Annotated in this window: 21 protein-coding genes and 1 tRNA gene; 13 read left to right on the plus strand and 9 right to left on the minus strand. The window is 43.3% G+C overall.

Translation table 11 applies throughout. From position 1 onward, the window contains the following. Positions 1-411 precede the first annotated feature (411 nt). The 4 genes from L2730_RS02985 (at position 412) to hemL (ending at position 5,132) form a co-directional block, all read left to right on the plus strand. Positions 412-1,326 (plus strand): FAD:protein FMN transferase, encoded by a 915-nt coding sequence (locus L2730_RS02985; RefSeq protein ID WP_248973238.1) that lies wholly within the window; start codon positions 412-414, stop codon positions 1,324-1,326. A 73-nt stretch (positions 1,327-1,399) separates the two neighbouring features. Next, entirely contained in the window at positions 1,400-2,572 is a 1,173-nt protein-coding gene (locus L2730_RS02990) for a hypothetical protein (protein WP_248973239.1), read from the plus strand. A gap of 222 nt (positions 2,573-2,794) precedes the next feature. Further along, positions 2,795-3,814: an aspartate carbamoyltransferase gene (locus tag L2730_RS02995; protein WP_248973240.1), complete on the plus strand. Its 1,020-nt coding sequence runs from the start codon at positions 2,795-2,797 to the stop codon at positions 3,812-3,814. Positions 3,815-3,842: 28 nt separating this feature from the next. After that, positions 3,843-5,132 (plus strand): glutamate-1-semialdehyde 2,1-aminomutase, encoded by a 1,290-nt coding sequence (gene hemL / locus L2730_RS03000; protein ID WP_248973241.1) that lies wholly within the window; start codon positions 3,843-3,845, stop codon positions 5,130-5,132. 76 nt (positions 5,133-5,208) lie between these two features. Here the strand turns inward: hemL and L2730_RS03005 are convergent, their stop codons facing one another. Beyond that, entirely contained in the window at positions 5,209-5,394 is a 186-nt protein-coding gene (locus L2730_RS03005; protein WP_248973242.1) for a hypothetical protein, read from the minus strand. A 453-nt stretch (positions 5,395-5,847) separates the two neighbouring features. On the opposite strand from L2730_RS03005, the gene nhaD reads away from it, so the two are divergent. Continuing rightward, positions 5,848-7,095, plus strand: a complete 1,248-nt coding sequence (gene nhaD / locus L2730_RS03010) for a sodium:proton antiporter NhaD (protein WP_248973243.1) — start codon at positions 5,848-5,850, stop codon at positions 7,093-7,095. Positions 7,096-7,193: 98 nt separating this feature from the next. Here nhaD and L2730_RS03015 read toward each other — a convergent pair whose 3' ends face one another. Then, positions 7,194-8,219 carry a general secretion pathway protein GspB gene (locus L2730_RS03015; protein ID WP_248973244.1) on the minus strand — a complete coding sequence of 342 codons (1,026 nt, stop codon included), beginning with the start codon at positions 8,217-8,219 and terminating at the stop codon, positions 7,194-7,196. Beyond that, on the minus strand, positions 8,219-9,814 hold the full coding sequence (locus L2730_RS03020; RefSeq protein ID WP_248973245.1) for an ExeA family protein: 1,596 nt from the start codon (positions 9,812-9,814) through the stop codon (positions 8,219-8,221). The genes L2730_RS03015 and L2730_RS03020 overlap by 1 nt, the downstream gene beginning before the upstream one ends. A gap of 302 nt (positions 9,815-10,116) precedes the next feature. On the opposite strand from L2730_RS03020, the gene L2730_RS03025 reads away from it, so the two are divergent. Together L2730_RS03025 and L2730_RS03030 are read left to right on the plus strand one after the other, a co-directional pair. Then, positions 10,117-11,343, plus strand: coding sequence for a multifunctional CCA addition/repair protein (locus L2730_RS03025; RefSeq protein ID WP_248973246.1), 1,227 nt, complete (start codon positions 10,117-10,119; stop codon positions 11,341-11,343). A gap of 233 nt (positions 11,344-11,576) precedes the next feature. Next, positions 11,577-11,843: an Lpp/OprI family alanine-zipper lipoprotein gene (locus tag L2730_RS03030; RefSeq protein ID WP_202288373.1), complete on the plus strand. Its 267-nt coding sequence runs from the start codon at positions 11,577-11,579 to the stop codon at positions 11,841-11,843. Positions 11,844-12,110: 267 nt separating this feature from the next. On the opposite strand, the gene L2730_RS03035 is transcribed toward L2730_RS03030, so the two are convergent. The 5 genes from L2730_RS03035 to folB are packed head-to-tail and all read right to left on the minus strand — an operon-like array spanning position 12,111 to position 15,602. Continuing rightward, entirely contained in the window at positions 12,111-13,010 is a 900-nt protein-coding gene (locus L2730_RS03035; protein WP_248973247.1) for a L,D-transpeptidase family protein, read from the minus strand. A 53-nt stretch (positions 13,011-13,063) separates the two neighbouring features. Beyond that, a complete protein-coding gene (locus L2730_RS03040; protein WP_248973248.1) occupies positions 13,064-13,897 on the minus strand; it encodes a putative RNA methyltransferase in 834 nt (277 codons plus the stop codon). Positions 13,898-13,931: 34 nt separating this feature from the next. Beyond that, positions 13,932-14,732: an undecaprenyl-diphosphate phosphatase gene (locus tag L2730_RS03045; RefSeq protein WP_248973249.1), complete on the minus strand. Its 801-nt coding sequence runs from the start codon at positions 14,730-14,732 to the stop codon at positions 13,932-13,934. 24 nt (positions 14,733-14,756) lie between these two features. Then, positions 14,757-15,248, minus strand: coding sequence for a 2-amino-4-hydroxy-6-hydroxymethyldihydropteridine diphosphokinase (gene folK, locus L2730_RS03050; RefSeq protein ID WP_248973250.1), 492 nt, complete (start codon positions 15,246-15,248; stop codon positions 14,757-14,759). Further along, positions 15,249-15,602, minus strand: a complete 354-nt coding sequence (gene folB / locus L2730_RS03055) for a dihydroneopterin aldolase (protein WP_248973251.1) — start codon at positions 15,600-15,602, stop codon at positions 15,249-15,251. A 311-nt stretch (positions 15,603-15,913) separates the two neighbouring features. Here folB and plsY point away from each other — a divergent pair, with 311 nt between their 5' ends. Beyond that, on the plus strand, positions 15,914-16,525 hold the full coding sequence (gene plsY, locus L2730_RS03060) for a glycerol-3-phosphate 1-O-acyltransferase PlsY (RefSeq protein WP_220736032.1): 612 nt from the start codon (positions 15,914-15,916) through the stop codon (positions 16,523-16,525). A gap of 505 nt (positions 16,526-17,030) precedes the next feature. On the opposite strand, the gene tsaD is transcribed toward plsY, so the two are convergent. Further along, positions 17,031-18,047, minus strand: a complete 1,017-nt coding sequence (gene tsaD, locus L2730_RS03065; RefSeq protein WP_248973252.1) for a tRNA (adenosine(37)-N6)-threonylcarbamoyltransferase complex transferase subunit TsaD — start codon at positions 18,045-18,047, stop codon at positions 17,031-17,033. A 229-nt stretch (positions 18,048-18,276) separates the two neighbouring features. Here tsaD and rpsU point away from each other — a divergent pair, with 229 nt between their 5' ends. The 5 genes from rpsU (at position 18,277) to L2730_RS03090 (ending at position 23,013) form a co-directional block, all read left to right on the plus strand. Continuing rightward, the gene (gene rpsU / locus L2730_RS03070) at positions 18,277-18,492 is read left to right on the plus strand and encodes a 30S ribosomal protein S21 (protein ID WP_020911290.1); all 216 of its coding nucleotides are present in this window, start codon (positions 18,277-18,279) and stop codon (positions 18,490-18,492) included. A 7-nt stretch (positions 18,493-18,499) separates the two neighbouring features. After that, positions 18,500-18,943, plus strand: coding sequence for a GatB/YqeY domain-containing protein (locus L2730_RS03075; RefSeq protein ID WP_248973253.1), 444 nt, complete (start codon positions 18,500-18,502; stop codon positions 18,941-18,943). Positions 18,944-19,047: 104 nt separating this feature from the next. Then, positions 19,048-20,778, plus strand: coding sequence for a DNA primase (gene dnaG, locus L2730_RS03080; RefSeq protein WP_248973254.1), 1,731 nt, complete (start codon positions 19,048-19,050; stop codon positions 20,776-20,778). A 126-nt stretch (positions 20,779-20,904) separates the two neighbouring features. Beyond that, positions 20,905-22,734, plus strand: coding sequence for an RNA polymerase sigma factor RpoD (gene rpoD, locus L2730_RS03085; RefSeq protein WP_248973255.1), 1,830 nt, complete (start codon positions 20,905-20,907; stop codon positions 22,732-22,734). A 202-nt stretch (positions 22,735-22,936) separates the two neighbouring features. Then, positions 22,937-23,013, plus strand: a tRNA-Ile gene (locus L2730_RS03090). Positions 23,014-23,466: the final 453 nt, after the last annotated feature.

Consider the following 23,466-nt stretch of genomic DNA (forward strand, 5'->3'; position numbering starts at 1 on the left):
AATCACACTATTAAGTATTAGTTGAACGAGATCAAAGCAAATAATAAATATAGATATAGCCACAACATTAATTAACCAACAAATACAAACACTTCTAAATTAGCCCCAACTAAACCCTTTCTGAATTAAATTTAACGACTTTAACAAAAGGTTCAGAATTAACAGCCGCTTAGGTGAAACCGTCCACAGCAAAAACAAGAATTAATAACCAGTAAAAATGTATCAATATGAATCAAAGATAACAACATTGATAATCGTCACGTTTAAAAACAACATATGCATATACCTTAAAATAAGATTAATTAAGTATTAACAAGCATGAACCCTATTTCAATTATTTTAACTTTATGCATAACAATGGTTTCGTTTACATGTTCGGCTGGTGATATCAGAACATTGAAAGGTTTCACCATGGGAAACACTTTCAAGGTTACCTGGACAGAAGAAAAAATAACAGCTGATAGAATGAACAAAATATCTATAGACATAAGTAGAAAGCTGAAAGCAATAAATACATCTATGTCTACATGGGATGCTAATTCTGAATTAAGCATAATAAATAAAAGCAGCCAATTAAAAAATATAAATCTATCACCTGAACTAGCCTCTGTAATTCAACAGGCGCTGGTGCTCAATAAGCTAACAGAGGGTGCTTTAGACATTACCGTAGCACCGCTAATTCAACTATGGGGCTTTGGGGTAAATGGAAAGATTGTAAAGGCACCGTCAGATACTCAAATAGCTGCAATAAAGGCTCTCACAGGCTCAGATAAAATAGAAGTAGGAAATGGTAAGTTACAACGATTTAGTGAAGGCGTCAGCATAGATCTATCATCCATTGCCAAAGGCTATGCCGTCGATGCGATAGCGACTCTATTAGAAAATAACGATATTAAAAACTATATTGTCGATATTGGCGGAGAGTTAAAACTAAAAGGTAATAAGCAAAACAATGAACCTTGGTCTATTGGAATTGATAAGCCTTTTGCATATTCAAGTGGTCAAATTGAAGTTATTACACCGGGTGATAAAGGTATTGCAACATCTGGAGATTACAGAAAGTACTTTGAGAGCAATGGGAAACATTACTCCCACATTATTAATCCCACCTCAGGAAAACCGGTACAACATACAGTGGTATCAGCAACCGTTATTAGCGACAGCTGTATGAAGTCAGATGGATTGGCAACAGCATTCATGGTGCTACCAGTAAGTAAATCATTAGAAATAGCTAATAACAACAATCTTTCAATCATGATAATAGAGGATAAATTTGGAAAGTTAATCACACACCACTCGAATAATTTCAAGCAATACATTAATTAAAAAACATACAAAATTGCACTAATAGCAACAAATAAAAACATAAGTAGAATTAATCTACGCTGGGGAATATAAAATGAAAAACAAATTTAAACTAAGCCTACTTTGTGTCTCAATATTGGCACTAACGGGTTGTAATGATGATGACAATACAGACACTTCTGGTCTAGAAGCACAAATTGCCGCTTTAGAAACTCAAAATGCCGAGTTAACTTCTTCAAACGAATCTCTGACTGAAAGCAATAACGCGTTGCAATCTGATAATACAGGTTTACAAGCAAAAGCTATTAGCTACATCAGCAATTTTAGTGAGCAATGTGCAGAAGCGGGCGTTAAGTTTGATTATGTTGATCCTAATGCACCAGTTTCATCTGCCAATGCAACACCTAGCTATATGATAAAAGCGGCAGAAGAAGCTGATTGTTTGTCTTGCCATACCTACGAAGCCCCAGTGAAAGTACCTCATGCAGATTACGGCGCGACATGTTCACAATGTCATGACAATCCGCATAACGAAGAGACACCAGTAGATCCAGGTAACCCAACAGATCCAACGTTCACCCAACCAGAGAAAACAGATACATTGGTTGATGGTAAAACTGGGGCATCAGGCAGCTTCTACTACACGCCTGCTTCATACTTAAATGCAGATTACCTAGCAACACGTTTAAGTGGATCGACTCATAACTTCGAATGGGCAGAAGGAACTGACGAAGCGCCTGGTGTTGATAACTTAGCAGCAGCATGTCAGTTAGAAGACAGACAACATATCAAAGCGATGTTCCCGACTGACGGCAAGAGTTATAGCCTAAATGGCTTCAGCAACCAAATGGGCGCCAAACTTATCTCAACGGTAAACAAGTTTACCGATGAAGAAACCAATGAAATTGTTGAAACAGCGAATATTGCCATCTTCGGCTATGGCATGAAGAAAGAAGGTGATGACTACACCGTTTCAATGAGCATTGGTAAAAACAACACCTGTTACAATGCAATCATGAATGGTGAGGCGCGCATGTCTTACTATGAGTACGATCCAATGCTTTCTGTTAAGCACGAACGTAATCAAGGTGCACGAATTCTAGGTACTATCGATTACACTAAAACAGCACTTAAGAGCTTTGATTGGGTTACTGAAGTACCGGGCCTAGGCGCTGGCTCATCATTCACACCAGATCAAGTTGATTGGACAAAAGTTGGCGCTTGTTCTTTAGTGTTCAAAGTAGACAGTATTATCCCATTAGGTTAATCACTAACTTTACCCAACAAATGGCTGCGAATATCGCAGCCATTTTTTCTATCCCCCTTACTTTTTTACCTGCCTTTCAATGCACATTCAATCCCACACATATTCCACTGCATTGGACTTTCTGCTATAGTGCCGCCTCAGCCACCCTACATAAATTTAGGGCAAATTAGCCGCATAATAACGCTTGCTAAAAAGCCCCCCAGAAATTGGAAATAAAGGCTGATGACTCAGTTTCAAGGTTCACATATCCTTTCGGTAAACCAGCTTAATCTGGATGCCGTACAGAACATTTTTGACGTTGCTACTCGTATGACTCCCTACGCTTTAAGACAGAAACGCACTACTGTTTTAGACGGCGCGGTATTAGGTAACCTTTTCTTTGAGCCGAGCACACGTACTCGCATCAGCTTTGGCTGTGCGTTTAACCTGCTTGGCGGCAAGGTAAATGAAACCGTTGGTATGGCCTCCTCCTCTTTATCAAAGGGTGAGTCTCTATACGACACAGCAAGAGTACTCTCTAGCTACTCCGATGTGATTGCGATGCGTCACCCAGAAGCATTTTCAGTGAAAGAGTTTGCAGAAGGTAGCCGCGTGCCAGTTATCAATGGTGGCGATGGCTCAAACGAGCACCCGACTCAAGCATTATTGGATCTCTTTACCATTCAGAAAGAGCTGGCATCTGGTGGCCGTGATATTAGCGGCATGCACATTGCGATGGTCGGTGATCTTAAATTTGGCCGCACCGTCCACTCACTTTCTCGCCTTTTATGCATGTATAAAGATGTGAGCTTCACGTTAGTGTCACCTAAAGAGTTGGCAATGCCTGACTATGTGATCAATGACATTGAAAATGCTGGGCATAAGATCACAATAACAGACCAACTTGAAGGCAATTTAGATCGCGCTGATATACTCTATCTAACTCGAATTCAAGAAGAACGCTTCCCGTCACAGGATGAAGCAAATAAATACCGTGGTAAGTTTCGACTCAACCAAAGTATTTATACAAAGAATTGTAAATCTAACACAGTGATCATGCATCCTTTGCCACGAGACTCTCGTGAACAAGCAAATGAACTGGATAACGATCTTAATAACCACCCTAACCTGGCTATATTTAGGCAGGCAGATAACGGTTTATTAATTCGTATGGCACTGTTTGCACTGACGCTAGGTGTTGACTCTCAATTGGAGCAATATGAGCGCCCAGTCAATTGGTATTCACGAAAAGCTGAATTTTAATCAGGCTACTGACTTTTAAGGATCTAAAATGACCCGTTCCGACGAACTCTTTGAACAGGCTAAAAAAACCATTCCTGGCGGCGTTAACTCTCCAGTCCGTGCATTTAATGGTGTTGGTGGTTCTCCACGTTTTATTGAAAAAGCTGATGGCGCTTACATCTTTGATGCCGACGGCAAAAAGTACATCGATTATGTCGGTTCTTGGGGACCAATGATCTTGGGCCACAACCACCCGAAAATCCGCGCTGCAGTTTTGGAAGCGGTAGAGAATGGTTTATCGTTTGGTGCGCCAACTGAACTTGAAGTCACTATGGCTGAAAAAGTCATTGAAATGGTTCCTTCAATGGAGCAGGTGCGTATGGTTAGCTCAGGCACCGAAGCGACCATGAGCGCGATTCGTCTAGCTCGTGGCTTCACCAGCCGTGACAAAATCCTTAAGTTTGAAGGTTGCTACCACGGTCACGCTGACTGCTTGCTTGTTAAAGCAGGCTCAGGTGCATTGACACTGGGACAACCAAGCTCACCAGGTATTCCAGAAGATTTCGCTAAGCACACATTAACTGCAACTTATAACGACCTTGATTCTGTTAAGGCGCTGTTTGAACAGTACCCTGAAGCGATTTCATGCATTATTTTAGAGCCTGTTGCCGGTAACATGAACTGTATCCCGCCGGTCGAAGGTTTCTTAGAAGGGCTACGCGCTATCTGTGACCAATACGGTGCGTTGATGATTATCGATGAAGTAATGACAGGTTTCCGCGTATCTAAAAGCGGCGCACAAGGTCACTACGGTGTAACACCAGATCTTACAACACTGGGTAAAGTGATCGGTGGCGGTATGCCAGTAGGCGCTTTTGGTGGTCGTAAAGATGTGATGCAGTTTATTGCTCCTACAGGCCCTGTATATCAAGCTGGTACACTGTCAGGTAACCCAATTGCAATGTCTGCAGGTCTTGCGCAGATGGAAGCACTTTGTGAAGATGGCGTTTACGAGCAACTTGCGGCTAAAACGCAATATATTGCAGAAGGCTTTAAAGCGGCTGCCAACAAACACGGCATTCCAATGGCCATCAACTACGTGGGCGGCATGTTCGGTTTCTTCTTTACTGATGAAGAGAAAGTCACTTCATTTGAACAAGTCACTAAATGCGATGCAGAAAAATTCCCTGAATTTTACCATGGCATGCTAGATGAAGGTGTTTACCTAGCACCTAGTGCTTATGAAGCAGGTTTCCTGTCGCTTGCTCATGGTGAAGCGGAGCTTGAAGCAACACTTGCGGCTGCAGAACGTGTATTTGCAAAAATGGCTAAAGGCTAACGCTTAACAGTCACTTTTGTAGACATAAAAAAGGAACACCTAGGTGTTCCTTTTTTATTTTCATCAATTAAACAGGTTAACTTTTTGCCCGCACAGATGTTTTTATCACAACCACCGCTATTAACGCCTGTGCCAATAACGTCAGGTTATCGCGAACTAAACCTGGATTTTCGAAAATCCCCAATCCAACAAGTTGTTTCAAACTAACTAGTAGCCAAACAACTGCGCCTAAGAGTAAAAAACTTCGAACAAAAAAAGCCATTATTTCGCCCCAAATCACTAAATGTTGTAGTAATACCAATCAGTATTTATTTTGAGCACAATATACTGTTCATTAATCAACCGGTCAATAACTTGACGATGACAATTTTTCGTCACTTATACCCTAGCGTTCTATAGACATTAATTAACAAAAATTAATGATTCAATCGGCTCTGTTCCCCCAGTTTCGATTAAGAGTAAACCCAAAACCAAAACAACAGATACCACTGGCAACCCCTATCCCACCAGTTTAAAAGCCTACTAAAAAAACACCACAACAGTACCTAGATCACAATTCCACAGAAAACCTTGAACCAAATAACGGTTGCGTTCTGTTTTTCGCTGTGGTCTGATCGCCGCGCTATAACAAGGAAAGCTTAAATAAACCTTAAATAGCAGCAAACTGATACGAGTTTTCAGTATCCAATATCAAAACTTGCCTGTGAGTCGCCCTATGTTGTACGCATTTCTAATATCGCTAGCAGTACTTGCGTTGTTAAGTATTGTGTTTGAAGAAGTTACCCATCTCAATAAAGCTAAAACGACCCTATTTTTCGGATGTATCTCTTGGATTGCACTTTTTATGGCTGCGGGTGATCCCGGCCATGAAAAATTAATCGAAGAGCAGCTAAACGAAAACTTGCTTGAAATAGCCACATTATGGTTATTCCTAATGTCGACGATGACATTTGTCGCTTATCTCAATGCAAAAGGTATGATCCAAATTCTGGTACAAAAGCTGTTCCCACAGCGAGTATCTGTTCGGATGTTAATGCTGCAAGTCGCTTTGTTCTCTCTAGTGCTTTCAGCCATCTGTGACAACGTTACAGCAACCTTGGTATCCCTTGGGTTACTCACAACTTTTAAGCTCGATAAGCAGATGCGCCGACGCATGGCAGTGTTGATCATCTTCGCTGTTAACTCTGGTGGCGTAGCACTTATTACAGGTGATGTGACCACATTGATGATTTTTCTTGGCGGTCATGTACACATGTCGGAATTACTACTGCTATTTGTACCTGCAGCAGTTAGCGTCATGCTACTTGCGGTGCTTTTCTCGCTAAAGGCTGAAGGGGAAGTGAGCACCACGCCGATTAAAAGAGAGGTGCGCTCAGTTGATATTATTATCGCGGTGATCTTCTTCAGCACCATTGTAATGACCATGGCACTGAATATCCTGTTTGGGATCCCGCCGGTATTAACCTTCTTAACTGGCTTGTCGGTAATGTTCCTCGTGGGTCATACGACTCGCAGCAACAAAGAGGAGTTGCAGATTTTGGAGTATATTCGCCAAGTAGAATACGACACCTTGTTATTCTTCTTAGGCATTTTACTGTTAGTAGGGATGCTGAAGGAAATTGGCACTCTTGACCTGCTCACTCAGGTCTATTCTCAGTTCGATCCTAATATTTCAAACTTTGTAGCAGGTATAGGTTCAGCACTGCTCGATAACGTGCCACTAACAGCGGCTTTGTTAAAGGCTGAACCCGTACTTAATACCCCGGAATGGCTTGGGTTAACATACTCAGTAGGTGTGGGTGGTTCATTGCTGGTCATTGGTTCCGCCGCTGGCATTATCGCCATGAGCAAAGTGAAGGAGCTAACCTTTGTTAGCTACCTAAAGTTCGTACCCGCGCTAGCATTATGTTACAGCGTAGGCTATGGCCTTACTTTACTACTGGCTTACCATTTCTACGGCTAGTGACAACACTATCCTGTGGTTAGTCATAATTAAAAAAGGCCTAACTTCTGTTAGGCCTTTTTTATCACTGTAACGATTGTCAATTGATAGCTCAGCCACTAAATAGCGGGGACTTTAAACTCCGTCCCTTCAATAGACAGAACGACATCACGCGGGCGGATCTCGACGACAGTTAGCTTCCCTTGGATCATATCGCCCTGTTGCAGTTCTTTACCATCGACATTTAGCCAACGATTATCAGCCACACTTGAATAGACATGCGCATTAATATTGAATTCTGGCACTTGTAGTTGAAGCCCAGCAGGCAGCTGCCCATACTTAGGAATTGCATCCGATTTTGGGGTGGTCGGAATAGGATCTAAATCAGGTTGCGTGACTGGTGTTGCTACCGCATTTTCACGTTCAACTTCTTTTAGTGCGGCTTCAAATGCAGCCACTAGATTATTATCATTTTGTGGTTTAGGTTGTCTATCTAAACCGACATCAGCCGCTGCGAGATTAACTTCGTACTGCAACGATGCCAGCATATCTTGGCCACGTTGATTCGCATTAGCACCTAAAATAATCGGCTCTGCATCACCACTGTTTGATTCAGTGCTTTCAACCCTATTGGCCGTATCGGCTTCAACACTTTTCTGCGCTTCTAGCACCGCTGCTAGTAAATCTTGCTGCTTATTCTTACCTGAAGTTTCAACTCTATCAGAGTTATCGACAATCTCGTTTACACTCTTAGATTGTCGTTGATAGCTGGATACCTCTGCTTTTGGCATCGCCTGCGCGACAGGTAACGCTACCTTTCCGGCAAGCTTAACGCCAGCAGCGTTAAATGGCGGCTCACTTCTCACAGCCTGCGCCGTCTGTTGTTGGCTTTCAATTTGCGGCGTATTGCCGATGGTTTGTTGAGCATTTTGGCTGTTAACTGCAGGTTTTAGCAGTACTTGACTCAACATCCAAGCTAGCCCAATAACGGACAAAAATAGCCCAACAAAAAGCGCGATGCGTTTTACCGTTCGATACTCATTATTATGCGTTTGGTACGGTGCGCGCGGCGTCATAACTACATCATGCTGGATAGCTTGTGATTGCTGCTTATCCCGCGTGACGGCATCAAGTAAAATAGACATTAATACAGCCTCTTAGATTGACCTAAACGCGGGCCAATATCACTTAAGTAGAGATTTAGCTGAACCAATGTTTGCGCCCCTGCAATTCCGTCTGCCCGCAGTCCATGCTGACGTTGAAATTCTTTTACTTTTTGCTCAAGATGACTATCAAATTCGCTGACTAACCGTGGTGAAGAATCATTGATTATCGCCAAGCTATTCTCTAGCCATTGCAGTTGTGCCTGATTAGCTGACTTACCGATTTCGTTGACCTGACTCTTTGGCGCTTGCCATAAGATCTCAAATGTTCCACTAAAGTGACGAGTAAACCAATCGCGTTTAACCCACAATTGCTGCTCGTTAAGTTGCAGTAATATTTGTTCCCCTTGTCTCGCAACCACTGTGCCGTAGAATGCTTGTTGTTGCTCATCAACTAGATAAACAACGGCTGGGAAATTCAATCTCACAATTGAGTTCCAATTTCCCTGCTGTTGATAACAAGATAGCCCCTGCTGCTGAGCAGACTGACAAGCTGTTAAACCTATATAGGGTGTTTTACCCCACAGACCTAATATGCTGGCATAGGCAGTATTGATATCGCGGCTTTGCGCTATTGCGCTTTTAAGCACTCGCTGGCTACTGTCTAACTTTGGGGTTGTCACGACGGTTGGCTTGTCATTAGATTGCGCGTTATTAGCCGTACTGACATGTTCAGTCGCACCTTGGCTAAAGAGATAAAATGCGCCACTGAAGGTTAACACTAGCGCTGCAGCTAATCCGGCGGGTAGCCAAATATTACGTTTTTCAGGCTCCTCTCCTAGAACTTCAAGAGATGCCATATTGATCATCTTGTTATCAATCGGCACTTTAGACTGACCATAGCTCGCCATTAAAGCACGCTCACACAGCAAGTTAATCAGTCTTGGGATCCCACCACTATGTTTATGCAACGCTTTTACAGCACTCTTATGAAATAGTGGCTCATGACGTCCAGCAACCTGTAAGCGATGTTGCACATAAAGTGCTACCTCTTCAATAGTTAGCGGCAATAAGTGGTAACGCGCGGTTATACGCTGGGCCAACTGCCGTAACTCCTGACGTTTAAGCAGTTGTTGCAGTTCTGGCTGCCCAATTAAAATGACTTGCAGTAATTTCTTAGTATCGGTTTCTAGATTGGTCAGAAGTCTCAATTGCTCAAGCACTTCAGCTTTTAGATGCTGTGCTTCGTCAATAATAAGCACTGTATTACGCCCTTTACTGTGATTTTCCAGTAAAAAGGCACTTATCCTGTCGGTCAGCTGCTTAAGCGTTGGCGATTCGCCATAGCTAATCTTTAATTCATCACACAATGTGGCAAGCAATTCTAGCTCGGTCAGAGCTGGATTAAGAATAAAGGCGGTATCAGTGTTCTCAGGCAGTTGATTGAGCAAGCAGCGTGATACCGTTGTCTTACCGGTGCCCACTTCCCCGGTCAGTAAAACAAATCCACCTGTTTCACCTAAGCCGTATGTTAGATGGGCTAATGCTTCTCTATGACGATCACTAAGAAAGAGATAATGAGGGTTAGGTGCAATCGAAAATGGATTATCTTTTAATCCAAAAAAAGCCTTATACATGCCGCTTTCAATCCTTTTGAGAGCAGTTCGACAGCAGTGACCGCTGTGAATAACTCCGCAGTTAATCAAACGCTTTGGTTATTGAAAAACTACGCCCCGATGGGCAATTAGCTTGTCAGCATACGCTTGGCGTTATGACAGAAATGTAGAAATTGCACTCACGTTAAAGCCAAGCTGAAGCGTTGTCAAAACTTGCTACAGGTTAAACTGCTAAAGTAAGAGGTCTATCGTGACCGATTTTGACGTCGAACATCAATTTATCCATGCTAAACTAGCACTTATGTCCATAGATGAGCTTTATTGTGAAAATTTACCTTGTTGGCGGCGCTGTCCGCGATAGTTTGCTAAAACTACCAATTAAAGATCGTGATTATATGGTGGTTGGTGCAACACCTGAGCAAATGATAACTCTAGGCTATAAGCAAGTTGGCAAAGACTTTCCGGTATTCTTGCATCCAAAAACTCAGCAAGAGTACGCCCTCGCCAGAACAGAAAGAAAAACAGCAGCAGGTTATGGTGGCTTTAGTGTGGATGCAGCGCCACATGTCACACTTGAGCAAGATTTGCTTAGAAGAGACTTAACGGTTAATGCCATTGCTGAAGATGAAGCGGGAAATAGATATGACCCTTTCAATGGTATTGCCGATCTTAATGCCCGACTGTTAAGACATGTTTCAGATGCCTTTATAGAAGATCCTCTGCGTGTACTACGGGTAGCCCGTTTTGCCGCTCGATTTCACTCTCTTGGTTTCAGCATAGCAGCAGAAACAATGGCACTGATGACGCAGATAAGCCAAAGCGGCGAACTTGAAGCGTTAACCGCAGAGCGGGTTTATATCGAACTCGATAAAGCATTATCGTCCGATGCACCACAAGTCTTCTTTAGCGTACTTAAGGAGTGCGGCGCATTAGCGGTGCTATTTCCTGAGATTGATGCTCTGTTTGGTGTACCACAACCCGAGCAGTGGCATCCAGAAATCGATTCAGGAGTACACACCCTAATGGTACTTGAGCAAGCGGCGAAACTATCTAATGATAATGCAGTTAGATTTGCTTCACTCGTGCATGATCTAGGCAAAGCATTAAGCCCGAAAGAATCACTACCTAAGCATCATGGCCATGGCCAAAAAGGCTTACCTTTGATCAAAGCACTTTGCGAGCGCTTTAGGGTACCTAATGAATATCGTGACCTTGCCTTACTAGTTAGCGATCAGCACCAAAATATCCATAATGCACATGAACTTCGAGCTGACACGATAGTGAAGCTTTTTGATAAAGCCGACTTTTGGCGTAAGCCACATCGTCTTCAGCAGTTACTATTAAGCTGTGAAGCGGACGCTAGAGGCCGCAAGGGTTTTGAACTTTCCCCCTACCCTCAAGCTAGCTACATTCAGCAATGCTTTAAAGCCGCCTCAAACGTTTCAGTGAAGGACATTATTGATGCAGGCTATAAAGGCGCAGAAATAAGGCAACAACTCACCTCTTCACGCGTCGAAGCAGTTCAAGAAGTTAAGCAGAATCTCGAATAATGAGCAAAATGCAAAAAATTCAGCGTATTTCTATATTAATGGTCTAGTATTATATTTGTGTTACTTAGCATTAAAATCGCACTTAGCTTGCATTTGAGCAAATATTCGCTAAGGTATTCAGACCTTAGCACTAAAATGCATAGCAAAAAAATTTGTCTATGACATAATTAGGCTGTTCAGTTGTTACGTACAGCTGTGCTTATTAAATCCAACCTAAATAAAGGGAATTCCCGATGAATAAAAAAGTACTTTTGATTGCTGGTGTAGCAATGACTGCCCTTCTAGGTGGCTGTGCAAACACTACTGCTCTTGAAGAAAGCGTTGCAAACCTAGGTAACAAAGTTGACCAGCTTTCAGCTGAAGTTAGCTCACTAAAATCTGATCACGGTAAAATGTCTGCTGACATCAATGATGCAAAAGCAGCAGCTATGGACGCACAAGCAGAAGCTAAGCGTGCTAACGACCGTATCGACAACGTAGCGTCTTCTTACAAGAAGTAATTACGTTTGGAATTAGCTTAACTTATTTAAGCTACTCCAAAGGCTTGGTTCAAGGCAACTTGACCAAGCCTTAAATTTATCTGCTATCGCAACACCATTTCACAATTCAGCGTTCAGCCCCCCCCTTCCTTCGCCCTCCATGGCGATCAGGGATAAGTACTCCCGTGTACAACCCCCTTCCTTCGCTTTCCGTGGCGATCAGGGATAAGTACTTCCGTGTACAAAAAAGCGCCCAAATATGGACGCTTAATACCAAGCTTGTTGCAACTAGCTTTGAATATTGACTGGAATACCATTTTGAGTCAGTAATGCATCATTAGCTTTAGTGTAATCAACATCTTCTTGCCCAATAAACTCTACCACATCACGATTCATCTCTATCACACGGTTGCTTTGTCCTTCGGATTCAGACAATGGCGAGTGTACTTCGATGATTTGCTGTCCATTTGGCTCAGTAGAAGTTTTAACGGTCTGATTAATGACAGTGACAGAGTCACCATACTTAACCTCGTTGAAAAGCCACTCAATATCATCAGGGTTCAAACGAATACAACCTGCACTGACTCGCATACCGATCCCAAAATCCTTATTGGTTCCATGGATCAAGTAGCTACCGTCACCGTAAGAAAGCTGAATGGCATATTTTCCTAATGGATTATCAGGGCCAGCCAGTACCACTCTTGGCAGCTCCTCACCCCGTTCTTCTAGATGCTCTTTGCGGATACTCGCCGGAGGTGTCCAGCTTGGGTTAGGGATCCGAGACTTAATCCGAGTCACCATCTCCGGCGTCTCTCGGCCTATTCGACCGATACCTACAGGAAATACGTGCACCTCTTGTCCACCTTTAGGGAAGTAATACAACCTCAGCTCAGCTAAGTTAATCACCACTCCTTTATGCGGCACATCAGGCAACAACATCTGGGTTGGAATTAATAAACGCGTCCCCGGTCTTGGCAGAAATGGATCAACACCTGGATTGGATTCCATTAACTCCAAAATGCCTATGTTGTACTGTTTAGAGATGGTTTGAAAATAGTCGCCCTTTTCCACTACATGCTCTTGTAACTCACCCACTAGACGGCTGCCGTCTTGCGGGATCTGATACACGTTAGCAGATGAAACTAGCGGTAAAGCAGCTAAGATGAACAACAGCAATGTACGCATCATCAGTATTTAAAATTCCATTAAGTTGAATAAATTAAGATTACCTTGAGCGGCAATTATTTTCTAGTCATCAGGTTAATCACAAAGTCTATCTCGAGTGAATCAAACTTCGCCTGTTGAATATGATGGCGCACATTATCATTGGCGCGCCAAGCATATGGCGTCATTTCAAGTAGCGCAATGGCCTGCTCTCCGGAAACACTTACCCTGTTCGACAGTCGCTCACTCTGCACTAACTCAAGCTCTTTGGGCAAATTATGGCTGACAGGTTTTTCACTCAGATCTGGGTAGATAAACTCTCTTATCTGCCACAAGTGCCTTGGACCAGCAGCCACCTGTAATAAAATCCCCTCTTGCTTAAGTACTCGAGTCAGCTCTTTTCCCTTAAGCTGTTTATCAATTAAGGTCACTAAATCAAAGCTTTCATCTTTAATTGGCAGGTGCTTTAAGTTTGAAACGATATAAGTTGGACCACTTTGCGCCTTAGCAGCAGCAAAAATAGCGTTCTCCGCTTCAGAGATCCCTGTTTGCTCAACAGCGATATCAGGGTGCTGCTCAGCAAGAATATCCTTAACCGTTCTTAAAAAATAACCTTCGCCACAGTCATAATCTAATTGAGACAGCGACTGACCTTCTGAAGATTGCGGCAAATTACCAATCATCTCAGCCATTTTCTGTGCAAGCGGCACATAAATCCCAGATTCAAGTACATAGCGCTTAGCACGCATTACAGCTCTTGAATCAATTTTAGGCTTTTTAACCTGGCCAAAGAGCCAATATCCTTGCTCATTTTTGTCAAAGTGATGCTTATTTTCACAATGCAGCCCTTTCGACTCTTCATGCACCATTAAACCTGACTGGCAAATGGGACAAAGATAAATACTGTTCATAACACGCTCACTGTTTAAATAAATAGGTCTAGCTTTACAGGAAGATAAAGCCACACAAGATGGCCCCTAGCGCTAATCGATAGATCACAAATGGTGTCATGCCCATTTTGCTAATAATCTTCAAGAAGTAATGGATACACACATAAGCAGCAATAAATGACACCACAATACCTAAGCCCAATGCTTGATAATCAATGGCTTGACCACTCGAGAGCAGATCTTTAGTCACCAAAATAGCCGCACCTAGGCTCACTGGCACCGACATCAAAAATGAAAACCTCGCCGCTGCTTCACGGCTTAGGCCAAGCATCAGTGCAGCAGTAATTGTAGCACCCGAGCGTGATGTGCCAGGGATGAGCGCCATAGCTTGAGCGAGACCAATCACTAACGCTTTTTTCCACCCCACTTGGAACTCATTAAAACCTTGGCGCTGCATTCTGTCTGCCCACCAAAGCAGTAAACCAAAAATGATAGTCGTTGCAGCAATCACTTCGATATTACGCAGATGCGTCTCAATGAAGCCTTTTGCAGTGAAACCAACAATCACAGCAGGGATAGTTGCCAATATAATCCACCAAGACAGCTTGCTCTCTTGAGTCTGTTTGCCACTGGCTATACTGCCAGTCCAAGCCATAAACATAGAATACAATTCTTTACGGAAATACATTACCACTGCGAGCAAGGAGCCCGTATTCACAGCGACATCAAAAGATAGCCCTTGATCTTGCCAATCTAATAATTGCGCCGGTAAGATCAGATGTGCAGAGCTTGAGATGGGTAAAAACTCGGTGAGGCCTTGAATTAGCGCCAATATAATCACCTGAAACGTGTCCATAACTATCCTATTTTAAAAAGCGACTTAAGCAGACCAATTGAACTCAATAGGCCATAATTTTTGTTGTGATTTATCGTACTGGTTCCAAAGGTGCAGGTATGACTCTTGAACCACTGGATGACTAAGCTCGGGAGCTATTTCAGCTAACGGCCACAGTACAAATGCGTTATAAAGAATTTCAGCGCGTGGTAACACGATTGGCGATTCACAAACGACATCATCATAAAGCAGTAGATCCAGATCTAAAGTTCTAGCAGCAAACTTTTTAGCCCCCACAACGCGACCATGATCTTGTTCAATTTTTTTGAACTTCGCAACGACGTCTCCAATGGATAATCTGGTTTCGGCAGCAACGACCATATTCAGAAAGTTAGTCCCATCAAAACCGACCGCTTCACTCTCATAAACCGATGACAGTACTAACTCATCAAAATGACAATCCAAATCAATTAATGCCGCCTTAAGGTAGCGAACGGGCTCAATATTGCTACCTAAACTGATGTAGATCTTAGCCATTTACGCATGACCTCTCTCGATCACAACACCAACGGCTTGAGCGGTTGGCACAGCTCCTGGTTTCATCACTTTGACCTTAACCCAAGGCACATTGAACTCACTCATCACACAAGTCGCTACCATCTCAGCAACGGTTTCAATCAACTCTATAGGCTTTTCAGTGATAAGCGCTGTGAGTCGATTAGATACCGTTTCATAGCACAGTGCATTATCGTATGAGTCACTCGCCGCAGCCAAACGATTATCCCATGCCATATCTAAATCCAGTAACAAGGTTTGATGGATCTGCTTTTCCCATTCATAGATCCCAATAACGGTTTCTATTTTAAGTTCTCTAATCAGTACTTTATCCATGTTTTCTCCAAAACCTTAATCATTGCCACTGAGGTCTGATAAGCTAAAACGAACAAAAAGGATATAATCCGTCGCAAAGCTGAGATATTACCCTATGGCTCTTCCGAACAAGAACAAATCCAAGTAGGATAAGTTCTGGTAAATAAAGAATTAATAAAAACAGCCGCTTTAATAGCAAGGTAGCTAACAGAGATATTCAAAGCTGTTTTTGTGCTCCAATTCACTGCCAACCCCATAAGGCTGCAAGTTGAATATAAAGAGCATTTTTTTGTGTGGCGCGATAATACCCTAAGACGGATAAGGAAACCAATTTGACCACAATAGCACTAACAATATTAATGATAATGGGCGCCTATTTGGCAGGCTCAATATCGAGTGCTGTTCTGGTGTGTAAAATGCGTGGCCTGCCCGACCCTAGAACTGAAGGTTCGGGAAACCCCGGAGCCACCAATGTGCTGCGAATAGGCGGCGCAAGTTCTGCCGCACTCGTGTTATTTTTTGATATGCTAAAAGGTGCCGCCCCCACTTACCTGGCCTTTAGATTAGGCGTAGATCCAATTTCCTTAGGCCTCATTGCTATAGCCGCCTGCCTAGGTCATATCTTTCCAATATTTTTTGGCTTTAAAGGGGGTAAAGGAGTGGCAACTGCTTTTGGTGCCATGGCGCCAATTGGTCATTTTTTGGCGATATATCTGATGCTTACTTGGGCCGTCATTGTGTTGATCACGCGCTACTCATCATTTGCAGCCATTTGCACCGCACTATTAGCACCTGTTTACACCTGGTGGCTCGACGACAGATTTACCATTCCCGTGGCGATGCTTTCAACACTTATCGTGATCCGTCACCGTGACAATATTAAACGCCTGTTAAAAGGTGAAGAGTCTAAAGTGTCTCGTAAAAGGCGTAACAAAAGCCTATAAAAATATTCACCTTATACCAATTGCATTAAAAGTTTGACCATTCAGCGGGAATTCAAAACGTTGTAGGTAAGTAGTGGGATTTGAGCTAATAGTTATTCTCGGCTCTGGCATCCTGCTTCGCTCTCGATAATTGCTCCTGCATTATTCTACCTTCGACCATCCTTGGTCTCGTACCTCCTAAATCTGACCGCCAAGGAGGGCCGGAATGTCTTATTTTGTATGGAACAAAATAGACCATTTAGTCGTATATCCAAATCCCATAGCGAAGCATACGGCGTTTTGCCAATTTGTTTAACCTCAGCCGCACTACGTGAGCTCCTCAGTCTTTCCACTTCTGCTTTGCATTGGCTTAAAAGGGAATAACCATTTCTTTACCAATGCGCTTTGAATTGAAAAGACTGAGGGACTCTGAACTGGCCAAATACTTAATGCAATAGGTATTACGAGAAAAGGTCATAAAAAAACGGCGCCAATAGCGCCGTTTTTTTATATTGATAGCCAGTAGTTAATCGACAGGCTCTAAAGTATCCAGCGGCCATCTTGGCTGACCTTTAACAGCAAGATCATCAGTCTGCCCAGCTTTCAAGCGCTGTAGCCCTGCATAAGCGATCATCGCACCGTTATCGGTACAGAACTCACCACGAGGATAAAAAACCTTCCCACCAAGGTTAGTCATCATTTCAGCTAATTGAGCACGTAACCGCGTATTAGCACTCACTCCCCCAGCAATCACTAAACGTTGGTAACCCGTTTGCTTTAACGCTCGCTTACATTTTATCGCTAAGGTATCAACCACAGCCTCTTCAAATGCGCACGCTATATTCGCACGTGTTTGCTCATCATTAGGCTCTGCCGCTATGGTGTTAGCAGCGAATGTTTTAAGCCCCGAAAAGCTAAAGTTAAGCCCAGGTTTATCTGTCATTGGTCTTGGGAAACGATAACTATTAGCCACACCCTTGGCTGCCAGCTTCGACAATCTTGGCCCTCCAGGGTAATCAAGCCCCATTAACTTAGCGGTCTTATCAAACGCTTCGCCTGCTGCATCATCTACAGACTCACCGAGAACCTCATAACGACCAATCCCTTCAACGCCCACAAGCATTGAATGCCCTCCCGATACTAATAACGCGAGAAACGGAAACTCTGGCACATCATCTTCAAGCATAGGCGCGAGTAAATGCCCTTCCATATGGTGCACACCAATTGCAGGCTTGTCCCACGAAAACGCTAATGCCCGGCCAACACAAGCGCCCACAAGCAAAGCACCAATAAGACCTGGCCCCTTGGTGTATGCAATACCGTCTATATCTTCTATGGTCATATCTGCATCAGCTAATGCTTGACGGATCAAAGGTACGATTTTACGAACATGATCACGAGATGCTAACTCAGGGACAACCCCACCGTAATCAGCGTGCAATTTAACCTGACTATATAAGGTATGTGATAAAAGCCCTTTGTCATCATCATAAACGGCGATTCCCGTTTCATCACAAGATGTCTCTATTCCTAAAACCCGCATTGTTTCTCATCTTTACTTCATATATATTGCCGACAATTCTACCTGCTGTGCTTTAATTACTCCATAGCACAACCGCCATCTAAGTCGATTATTAGTGAATAGACGTCATTCTGATCACTAATAAGGGTTTACAACAGGGGGCGAGTCGGTATAGAATTCCGCACCATTTTTAAATTATCTGAGTCAAGTAATTGTCTCAATACAACCTACACCTAAGGGGTGATGGCGTATGCCAATTATTAAAGTACGTGAAAACGAACCATTCGACGTAGCTCTTCGTCGTTTCAAGCGCTCTTGTGAAAAAGCTGGTATCTTAGCTGACGTTCGCGCTCGTGAATTCTACGAGAAGCCAACTACTGCACGTAAACGTGCTAAAGCCGCTGCTATCAAGCGTCTTGCTAAGAAGCTTTCTCGCGAAAACGCACGTCGCGTACGTTTATACTAATCTCATTATGAGCCTAATTGATCAGCTAAAAGAGCAAATGAAAGCCGCCATGCGTGCCAAAGAAAAGGTACGCTTGGGGACTATTCGTATGGCACTAGCCGCCATCAAGCAAATTGAAGTGGATACCCGCGAATCTTTGAATGATGACCAAGCGATAGCGGTCTTAACCAAAATGGTTAAACAGCGTCGTGATTCTATTGCTCAATATGCAGCAGCAGGACGTGACGAATTAGCACAAATTGAAGCAGATGAAATTCAAGTACTTGAAGAGTTTTTGCCTCAACCTCTTACTGAAGAGGAAATTGTTGTGCTAGTTGATGCAAGCATCTCTGAGATGGGCGCATCCTCCATGGCGGACATGGGTAAAGTAATGGGATCATTAAAACCTAAAGTAATGGGCAGAGCAGATATGGCGGCAATTGGCGCTATGATCCGTGCAAAACTCAAGTAGTTTTCGTTTTAATGATGAATAAGCCGTGCTTTTGCGCGGCTTGTTTGTTTTCGATTTTCTCTATTTTAACTTCACGAAATTAAAGGCGGCATTTAACAACACTAATGGCGATACCTCGTGATTTTATCAATGAGCTAGTAGCTCGCACTGACATTGTCGACTTAATCGACCCTAAAGTGCCCCTAAAGAAGGCGGGTAAAAACCACTCTGCCTGTTGTCCTTTTCATAGCGAAAAATCTCCCTCTTTCACCGTTAGCAGAGACAAGCAGTTTTACCATTGTTTTGGCTGCGGCGCACACGGAAATGTTATTGATTTTGTCATGGAATATGACCGACTCGACTTCGTGGATGCAATTGAAGAACTCGCAGGACAGTTAGGACTAGAAGTTCCCCAAGAACAAGGCACTGGTAAGCCTCGCGATCAAGAGCTTAGTCGTGATTTATACCAACTGATGGAAGAGTCGAGCTTATTCTTCCAAAGTCAGTTAAGACAACACCCAGATAAACAGAAAGTGCTTGATTACTTAAGCCATCGCGGGCTTTCAAAAGACGTAGTCGAACATTTTAATATTGGTTTTGCTCCCGATGGATGGGACGGCTTATTAAGCCGATACCGTCAGAACCAAGATTCACAGAACAAGCTACTCACTGCCGGCATGGTCATCGAAAATGACAGCGGTAAACGCTATGACCGATTTCGTGACCGACTTATGTTCCCAATTAGGGACAGACGCGGCCGAGTTATTGGCTTTGGTGGCAGAGTTTTAGGAGAAGGTACGCCAAAGTACTTGAATTCTCCAGAAACGCCCATATTTCATAAGGGCAATGAGCTTTATGGGTTATATGAGCTGAAACAGCGTCATCGTGATCCACAACAAGTACTCATTGTTGAAGGCTATATGGATGTTGTTGCTCTCGGGCAATTCGGCGTCGATTATGCCGTTGCGTCGTTAGGTACTTCAACTACCGCTGATCAATTTCAGCTGTTACTGCGTAGTGCAAAAGAAGTTATCTGTTGTTATGACGGCGACAAAGCGGGTAAAGAAGCTGCTTGGCGAGCACTTGAGACTGCACTGCCATTGTTAAAACCTGGCAATCAAGTTCGCTTCATGTTTCTACCTGAAGGCGAAGATCCTGACACGCTAGTGAGACAGATTGGTAAAGAACAGTTCGAACAGAATATTGGCCAAGCCATGGCACTTCCTGAGTTTCTATTTGAAAACTTAGCGAAGAAATTTGGTAAAGAAGACAAAAGTGTTTTGGCAAAAAATGCCATTAAACTGATAGAAAAAGTGCAAGACACTGTACTGCAGAGTCTGCTGCTTGAAGATTTAGCACACAAGCTAAGAATGAACGGTGCTGATGAGCTTAAACGAAAATTTAACTTTTCGACTAAGACCGCCGATAAACCTAAACAGCACAAAGCGTTGAAAGGACGTGGTACTCCATTGCGACTAGCCATTGCATTGTTAGTACAGCATCCGCGCCTAGGTGAAAAATTACCTGAGCAACTCGCGCTAAAACACGTACAAATGCCAGGCATTGACTTGCTAGCACTTGTATTAGATTTAACTCGCGGCAAAGTAATGAGCAGCGCACAACTACTTGAACAGTTCAGGGGCGATAACCAATTCAGCACCCTAAAAAAACTGACCCAATGGGATCATCAAGTGGCGGATGAAAACTTACTTAAAGAGTTAAAAGGCACCTTAGTGTGGTTAAACAACCAGTATCTGGAGCAACGCTACCAAGAGCTGAGTTTGAAAACTAACCTCACGAAAGATGAAAGATTACAGCTTAGCAAGCTAATCTCAGTGATGAAAAGTAAGGCATAGATTTGAAATCTGCCCCAAAAGTAAACACTTGGACTAGCACAGTGAAGCACCGAAGGCTATAATTAACGACTTGCGCGGCTGTTTTTTGCCCGTCGTTTTAACTGTTTCCCAACTTGGATGATATCTATGGATCATACTCCGCAGTCGCAACTTAAATTGTTGCTTGCCAAAGGTAAAGAGCAAGGTTACTTAACCTACGCAGAAGTGAACGATCACCTACCTGCAGACATGGTCGACTCTGACCAGATCGAAGATATTATCCAGATGATCAATGACATGGGTATTCGAGTCTATGAACAGGCTCCGGATGCTGATGAAATCATGATGTCTGAAGACAGCACCGATGACGATGCTGCCGAAGAAGCTGCTGCCGCATTAGCGACAGTGGAAGCTGAATTAGGTCGTACTACTGACCCAGTCCGCATGTACATGCGTGAAATGGGTACGGTTGAGCTACTGACCCGTGAAGGTGAGATTGTTATCGCCAAGCGTATTGAAGAAGGGATCAACACGGTTCAAGCTTCAGTTGCTGAATACCCGCAAGCAATTGCAATGATCCTAGAGCAGTTTGATCGCTTCGAAGCTGAGGAAGTTAGACTATCTGACATCATCTCTGGTTTCATCGATCCAAATGCAGAAGATGTTGCACCAACTGCGACTCACGTGGGATCTGAACTGTCTGATGAAGAATTAGATGATGAAGACGATGACGATGATGAAGACGAGGAAGAGGAAGGTCCAAAAGGTCCTGATCCTGAAGAAGCTAAAGAGAAGTTTACTACGCTTCGAGTCGCTCACGAAAGAGCATTAGAGATCATCTCAATCAAAGGTCGTGGCCACCCTGAGTCTACCGTAGCCCTTTTTGAAATCGGTGAGATCTTTAAAGAGTTCCGCTTGATGCCTAAGCAGTTTGACCGCTTAGTAAAAAGCATGCGCGCAATGATGGACAAAGTACGTGTTCAAGAACGTTTGATCATGAAGCTTTGTGTTGAACAAGCGAAAATGCCTAAGAAAAACTTCGTTAAGGTTTACACCAGCAACGAAAGTAGCATCGAATGGTTCAATGAAGAGTTAGCATCGGGCAAGCCATACGCAGAAGGCCTTAAAATGGTCGATTTTGATGTTCAGCGTTGCCGTGCAAAGCTTGACGCGATTGAAACTGAAACCGGTCTAGCCATTGGCGCGATTAAAGATATCAATCGTCGTATGTCTATCGGTGAAGCGAAAGCACGCCGAGCAAAGAAAGAGATGGTTGAAGCGAACTTACGTCTAGTAATTTCGATTGCTAAAAAATACACCAACCGTGGCCTACAGTTCTTGGATCTGATTCAAGAGGGTAACATTGGTCTAATGAAAGCGGTAGATAAGTTCGAATACCGTCGTGGTTATAAGTTCTCAACTTATGCGACATGGTGGATCCGTCAGGCAATTACTCGTTCTATTGCTGACCAAGCAAGAACAATTCGTATCCCAGTACATATGATAGAGACGATCAACAAGCTAAACCGTATCTCTCGTCAAATGCTACAAGAGATGGGTCGTGAGCCATCACCTGAAGAACTTGCTGAGCGCATGTTAATGCCTGAAGACAAGATCCGTAAGGTATTGAAGATTGCTAAAGAACCAATCTCAATGGAAACACCAATTGGTGACGATGAAGATTCGCACTTAGGTGACTTTATCGAAGATACGACGCTTGAGTTACCACTGGACTCTGCGACTGGCGAAAGCTTACGTAACGCAACACACGAAGTTCTAGCAGGCCTAACCGCCCGTGAAGCGAAAGTATTGCGTATGCGTTTTGGTATCGACATGAACACCGACCACACGTTAGAAGAAGTGGGTAAGCAGTTTGATGTAACGCGTGAGCGTATTCGTCAAATTGAAGCTAAAGCGCTCCGTAAGTTGCGTCACCCTTCTCGCTCAGAGATTTTGAAGTCGTTCCTAGACGAGTAATCTCTAACTAGATTCAAAACTCATTGAAAAAGCTGCCTCATGGCAGCTTTTTTTGCTTCAATAGCTACTAATCGGCTCTATATTGATTAACAGATAAGCAGTTGAGCTATTAGCGGTAAAAACAGCGAAAAACTCAGGTGACAAGCGCTTTTAAACCTCGTATACTTCTTTTCGCTTTCGGTAGTGACGACTATCCTAAGTCGGCCCCTTAGCTCAGTTGGTTAGAGCATACGACTCATAATCGTCAGGTCCCCAGTTCGAGTCTGGGAGGGGCCACCAATTAAAAACGAAGAAGCCTACCTTGTGTAGGCTTTTTTGTGTCTGAAATTTGTGAACAATGGAAGGCCTAATCTCAACAGCTAGACGAACATAATTGTCAACAACTCATGCAGTTCGAGTCTGGGAGGGGCCACCAATTTTGATAAGCCGCTTGAAGAAATTCAAGCGGCTTTTTCATGTCAAAAATTTAAATGACTCTCCCATTACGTTCATAGATAACATAATCGTCAACAACTCATGCAGTTCGAGTCTGGGAGGGCCATCAATTAAAAACGAAGAAGCCTACCTTGTGTAGGCTTTTTTGTGTCTGAAATTTGTGAACAATGGAAGGCCTAATCTCAACAGCTAGACGAACATAATCGTCAACAACTCATGCAGTTCGAGTCTGGGGGGACCACCAATTAAAAACGAAAAATAGGTTATTAGTCTCAGTATTTTTTTATCGGCTAGTGA

This window comes from Shewanella kaireitica, from assembly GCF_023284045.1.
Classification (GTDB): Bacteria; Pseudomonadota; Gammaproteobacteria; order Enterobacterales; family Shewanellaceae; genus Shewanella; species Shewanella kaireitica.